Here is a 1,878-nt window from a genome sequence, read left to right on the forward strand (position 1 = left end):
GGCGACCGCCGTGCTGCTGCGCAGCTCGACCCCGCCTGCGGGCGGCACGATCCTCGACCTCGGTTGTGGCTGGGGGCCGATCGCGTGCGCCCTGGCCGATGCCGGTGCGACCGTGTGGGCGACAGACCCCAACGAGCGCGCGCTCGAGCTCACCGCACTCAACGCGTCACGGCTCGGCGTCACGGTCCACACGGCGCTGCCCGACGACGTACCAGCCGACATCGTGTTCGACCAGATCTGGTCCAACCCGCCGATCCGTATCGGCAAGCAGGCCCTTCACGACCTGCTCCTGCGCTGGCTCCCCCGCCTCGCACCCGACGGGGTCGCCCGGCTCGTGGTCGGGAAGAACCTCGGCGCCGACTCGCTCCAACGCTGGCTCACCGACGCGGGGTGGCCGACCCGACGCGTGGCGAGCGAGAAGGGCTTCCGGATCCTCGAGGTTCGCCGTCCCGCCTAGTAGGACGTGACCCCGCGGGCCGTCGAGGTCTTCGCCGTGATGACCGAGTTCCCCATGTACTTGACCTTGATCAGGTGATAGCCCTTCGAGAGCCTGGGGAGCAGGATCGACCGCGTGCCCGCATTGCTCCAGAAGAGGGTCGCCGTCGCGATCTGCCGGGTGCCGTCGTAGACCCGGAGCTCACCCGTCGGACGGGGCACGTTCGGCACCCTGACGCCGACGACCAGCGTCGCGCGCGAGGTGTACCGGACCCTGCTGGGCACCGACCTGGACACCGAGGACGTCACGGCCTTGCTGACCGCCACCGGGGTCCCGGCCGAGGACGCGGCACTGTCGTTCCCGACGAACGCCGCGCGCACGACATTCGTGCCGGCGACCCACGTGGTGCCGGCGATCGTGATCGTGGCCGTGCCGTCGGTCGTCGTTGCGCTGCCCAGGACCGTGCTGCCGCGGCGCAGCTCCACGACTCCGTCGACGGGGGTTTCGCCGTTCTTCACGGTGACCGTGGCGGTCGCACCGACGCCGTACGTGACGGTGCTCGGCAGGCCAGACATCGTGACCTCCGGCCCGTCAGGCACGGGAGCGGTGGCCGCCGAGGTCGATCCGAACGCCGCGTACGCCGCCGTGCCGGGACTCATCCGGGCCGAGAGCTTCTTGCCGACATCGTCGCGTGTCGGGTAGTACGTCGCGCTGTTCGCACCGGGGATGGGCTCGCCGTCACGCAGCCACTGATAGCTGAAGCTCGTGGGGATGCGGACCCACGAGCCGCGAGCCGCCGTCAGCGGTTCACCGATGGTCGGGGTGCCGCTGATCGTCGTGGCGGAGCGCGGGACCTGGATCTTGGCCAGGTCGATGATCCCCGTGCCACAGATCGAGGTCGAGCACGGCTTGTACTGCGTCGAGGCGCCGCGCGGGAACGCCTGCACGGATGCCTTGACGGCCGCCTCCGTCTGCTCCGCGTCGAGCTCGCCGTTGGCGGACTTCAGCAGGGCCGCCGCAGCCGAGACGACCGGCGCCGCCATGCTCGTCCCGGAGTAGCGGGCGTATGTCTGTGCCGCCGGAGTCGTGCTGCCGGAGTTGACCGACGAGAGGATGCCGCCGGCGCTGCTCCAGTAGACATCCCCGCCGGGCGCCATCAGGTCGACCGCTGACCCGTAGTTGGAGTAGACGCTCTTGCGACGGCTGCTGTTGACGTATCCGGCCCGATCGCCGTACTCGCTCGTCGAGCCGACGGCAAGGACGCCTGCGCAGCTCGCCGGGACCACCGGATTGGTGGAGATGCTGACGCCCTCGTTGCCTGCCGAGGCCACGACCACCGCGCCCGTGGCGCGCACGGCGGCGATCGCGTCCACCATCGGCTTGGCGTCAAGGCTCGAGCAGGGTGCGTACACGCCCAGCGACATGTTGATCACGTCGGCCGG

At 70.5% G+C, this 1,878-nt stretch carries 2 protein-coding genes; one reads left to right on the plus strand and one right to left on the minus strand.

Annotated elements, in window-relative coordinates:
* A partial coding sequence (locus V6M46_RS18855; protein WP_332667952.1) for a class I SAM-dependent methyltransferase occupies window positions 1-457 on the plus strand: 457 nt, incomplete at its 5' end.
* Here V6M46_RS18855 and V6M46_RS18860 read toward each other — a convergent pair.
* On the minus strand, window positions 454-1,878 hold a 1,425-nt coding region (locus tag V6M46_RS18860; protein ID WP_332667955.1), incomplete at its 5' end, for a S8 family serine peptidase. The genes V6M46_RS18855 and V6M46_RS18860 overlap by 4 nt on opposite strands.

Source organism: Aeromicrobium sp., from assembly GCF_036676885.1.
In the GTDB taxonomy this organism is placed as follows: Bacteria; Actinomycetota; Actinomycetes; order Propionibacteriales; family Nocardioidaceae; genus Aeromicrobium.